Source organism: Frankia sp. CgJB1, from assembly GCF_977947065.1.
On sequence record NZ_CDWTNB010000162.1, the window covers coordinates 1 to 3,957 of the forward strand.

Annotated in this window: 4 protein-coding genes, 2 pseudogenes and 1 riboswitch; all 6 genes and pseudogenes read left to right on the top strand. The window is 69.5% G+C overall.

Annotated features, from left to right (window positions below; translation table 11 throughout):
- Positions 1-395: 395 nt before the first annotated feature.
- Positions 396-584, top strand: a pseudogene (locus AC08OT_RS16190) (NUDIX domain-containing protein); the annotation flags it as partial.
- Positions 585-1,164: 580 nt separating this feature from the next.
- On the top strand, positions 1,165-2,073 hold the full coding sequence (locus AC08OT_RS16195) for a hypothetical protein (RefSeq protein WP_476602992.1): 909 nt from the start codon (positions 1,165-1,167) through the stop codon (positions 2,071-2,073).
- A 123-nt stretch (positions 2,074-2,196) separates the two neighbouring features.
- A riboswitch (adenosylcobalamin (AdoCbl) riboswitch) is annotated at positions 2,197-2,352 on the top strand.
- 4 nt (positions 2,353-2,356) lie between these two features.
- Entirely contained in the window at positions 2,357-2,587 is a 231-nt protein-coding gene (locus AC08OT_RS16200; RefSeq protein ID WP_462188974.1) for a CbtB domain-containing protein, read from the top strand.
- 44 nt (positions 2,588-2,631) lie between these two features.
- Positions 2,632-3,429, top strand: coding sequence for a CbtA family protein (locus AC08OT_RS16205; RefSeq protein WP_476602988.1), 798 nt, complete (start codon positions 2,632-2,634; stop codon positions 3,427-3,429).
- 85 nt (positions 3,430-3,514) lie between these two features.
- Positions 3,515-3,739, top strand: a pseudogene (locus AC08OT_RS16210) (histidine phosphatase family protein); the annotation flags it as partial.
- A 28-nt stretch (positions 3,740-3,767) separates the two neighbouring features.
- Positions 3,768-3,957: histidine phosphatase family protein (locus tag AC08OT_RS16215; protein WP_476602989.1), on the top strand; the 190-nt coding region annotated here is incomplete at its 3' end.

Sequence of the window (3,957 nt, forward strand, 5' to 3'; positions counted from 1 at the left end):
CCACGGCGAGTGGAACTACATGGGCACTTCCAGTAGACCAGACATAGAATAAGCCAGTTATTTCAATGCAAATCCCTACCAGGCGAAGAAGGCCGAAGGCCGGGTCCGCCTGACCGCGCGGCAGCCAACTTGTGGGGAGCAAGGCACGGTCCAAGTACCGCAGACCGTGCTCAGGTCCCCGCAACTCACCGGCCGACGGCCGTCCGACGGATTGTGGCCACTGGGTGAGACGGTCGTCGGAGGTGTCGGCCTCGAGGAGGCGGTTCGTGGGACGGCCGCCGTGGCGAACCCGGTCCGGAATCCCCGACGTCCTCGATCCGAGGAACATGTTCGGCGACAAGGGTTACCTTGGCACCGGAACTGTCACACGGTCATGGTAAAGGTGCAGGAGGACCATGCGGCACGAACACCGGACCCCGGTCGACGTTCTTGCGCTACTGGTACGGGACGGCCGCCTGCTCCTGACGAAACGCGCGGGAGACATCTACGGAAGCGGCTGCTGGGCGCTGCCCAGCGGACGGATCGAGCCCGTCGAGGACGTCGTGACCGCGGTGATCCGGGAGCTCGACGAGGAGCTCGGCATCGGGGTCGAACCCGAGGATGTCGCTTTCGCGGGTGTCACGCATGCCCTTCCGCCGGACAGCGACGTTTCGGCTTCCTGGTGCCGCGATGGAGCGGCGAGCCCACCAATCGGGAGCCGGCCACCTGCTCCGCCCTCGCCTGGCACCCACCGGACGATCTGCCGGCCGACACGCTGGCGTACAGCAGCGAGATCATCCGTCTGCATCTGCGGGCGGAGCCGTTCTCCCGGTTCGGCTGGCCGCCGAGTCGGGGAGCGGGCGCACGATCGCGGCAGGCTTTCTCGGCTATCCGGTCCCGCGACCGGTCCACGGGTCCCCCGCCAGACCGAGCTGACTGATCCAGGTCTGGTAACAGCCGCGGTCGGCGGGCCGGGCCCAGTCGGCGCCCAACCATCCCACCATCCCACCGCCCCGCGGCCATACCGCCCCGCGGCCATACGGACCCATGGCCGCACGGACACCGCACCCGCAGAATGCGCATGGCAGCGACGTGGATGCAACATGCAACACAACCTTCACGGTTGTCGACCGATAGCGATGAAGATGCTACTTTCAGTTCACACCTTGGGCGAGAGGAGAGAGGGTGACGATCATCGCCATCACGCCGCATCGAACGCCCGTACGTACCACCGTCGCGATGATCAGCATCCTCGTTCTCACCACCGTCCTGATCGGCGCCGGCCTGGCCGGATCCGCCGTGGCCGGCACCTGCCCGACGGCCGAGCCCAGTGACGTAGGGAAGACGGGGAAGATCGAGAAAACCGAAAAGATCGAGAAAATCGAGAAAAACTGTCCCAATGGAGACGATGCGCCGCCGTTCGGCTTTCTCGATCTCGTCGACGCCTCCCCCACCGGCATCCGCGTCGCCGGCTGGGCCATCGACCCGGGGGACCTCAGCCGCCCCCTGGCCGTAACGATCATTCTGGACGACGTCGCCACCGCCACCGTCATCGCCGACCGCTCCCGTCCCGACGTCGCCCGGGCCCACCCGGGCGCCGGCCCCGACCACGGCTTCGACACCACCGTGGCCGCCGCACCCGGCACCCACACCGTCTGCACCGCCGCGGTGGACATCGGCCCGCTCGGCTCCTTCCACCGGCAGAACCTCGGCTGCATCACCGCGACCGTGGACGCGCCCGCCGTCGACCACACGCCCTTCGGCTACCTCGACCTCGCGACGCCCAACCCGTGGATCACCGCCGGCTGGAGCAGCGTCCGCGTCGCCGGCTGGGCCTACGACCCCGACGCCCCCGCCGACCCCCTCACCGTCACGGTCACTCTCGACGGTGCCACCGCCGCCACCGCCACCGCGGACACCTCCCGACCGGACGTCGCCCGCTTCTACCCCGACGCCGGCTCCGACCACGGCTTCGAGACCACCGTCATCACCAGCGCAGTCCCGCACACGGTGTGCGCCTACGCCACGAACGCCGGGCCCGACGGCCCCATCCGGCATCAGCTCGGCTGTGCCACCGTCTCCTGGCTCCCCTGACCGCTGCTGGTCCCCCTGACCGCATATACAAGCGCACAGCACACCAGCATGCCCCACGGGGACCGCACCCGGACCCGTCCAGCCATCCTGGCAGCCCAGAAAACTTGACAGGGTTACATGGCGCTGTTTATCTTTACATGTTCGTGTGATGGAAGCCGGTGTGATTCCGGCATGGTCGCGCCACTGTGACCGGCCCGTCCGTCCTGGACGGTCTCGGAAGTCAGACCCATTACCCGAACCCGTCCTACCCGTGGAACGCGTGATTCCAGTGGAGGTTCTCCTCATGGCGCACCCCGCCGTCTCCCCCGCACCGCTCGCCCAGCCGGCACTGCCGACCCTGCCGACCATCCCGCTGCGTGAGCTGGTGCCCTTCCTGCTCTTCGGCGGGCTGCTGGCGCTGCTCGGGCTGTACTTCGTCGGCGCCGAGCAGGGCGCGCTGTCAATCTTCGGCGGGAACTACGTCCACGAGTTCGTGCACGACGCCCGCCACCTGCTCGGCTTCCCCTGCCACTGACGCCACTGACGCCTCCTCCCGCTCTGTTCCAGCAAGGAGACGCTGTGGCACCAACACTGTTGATCCGTGGCATGCTCGTCGGTCTGGTCGCCGGCGTGCTCGCCTTCATCGTCGCGAAGACCCTCGGCGAGAGCCAGATCGGTCACGCGATCACCTTCGAGTTGGCGGGCGAGAGCTCCACTCATGCGCACGAGGCGGTGGGTCTCGTCGCTCACGCGCACGAGGAGTCCGAGCCGGTGTCCCGGACCGTGCAGTCGACGCTCGGTCTGTTCACCGGTCTGCTGCTCTTCTCCGTCGCCATCGGCGGCATGTTCGCCCTGGCGTATGCGTGCGTGCAGGGCCGCCTGGGCGCCCTCGGGCCCCGGGGGACGGCCGCCCTGGTGGCCCTCGCCGGGTTCACCGCGGTCTACCTCCTGCCCGATCTGAAGTACCCGGCGAATCCCCCCGCGATCGGCAATCCCGACACGATCGGCCGGCGGACCGTCCTGTACTTCCTCATGATCCTGATCTCGGTGATCGTCGTGGTCGGGACGGGTGTGGCCGCGCGGCGGCTCACCGATCGGCTCGGCGGCTGGAACGCGACGATCGCCGCCGTCGTCGGCGGGCTGGTGGTCCTGGGCGTCGTCTACGCCGTCCTGCCCCGCGTGCACGAGACGCCGGAGGGCTTCCCCGCCGACGTGCTGTGGCGGTTCCGGATCGCCTCGCTCGCCATCCAGGCGACCGTCTGGGCGGCCATCGGCCTGCTGTTCGGCGCGTTGACCGAACGCGCGTCCCGACGTGCCGCGGCCCCCACCAGTGCGATCGGTGCGATCGGTGCCGCCGGTGCGGCTGGCCCTGGTTAGTTGCGCGCCGACCGCGGCCCTGCGGGCCGCCCGGTTCCCTGTCGACGAACCTCTCGGCGCCGGCGCGCTTCCCGCGACGGGAGGGATGCTCTGCGACGGATCCGCGCGGGCCTGTCAGACCGCCGCCGCCCTGGGCCTCGGTGCCCGCAAGGGTGACGTCACCATCCCGCGGGCCCCGGGCCCACCCATCGTCCCCAAGGTGGATCCGGCCCTGCGCGACCTGGACGTCGGGGCGTGGCGGGGGCGCAGCCTGGACGAGATTCCCCCGGACGAACTGCGCCGGTGGCACAGCGATCCGGCGGTGGCCCCGCCGGGCGGCGAATCCCTACTGAGCTTGCTTGGCCGCGTCGAGAACTGGCTGGCCCGGCGAAGCACCGAACCGGGCCATCATCGCGGTGACCCATCCAGCGGTCATCCGGGGCGTGCTCGTGGCCGCCCTGCGCTGCCCGGTCGAGATGTTCTGGCGGATCGACGTCGCCCCGTTGACGGCGACCCTCCTGCACCGTCGGATCGGCGCGGACGGTCATG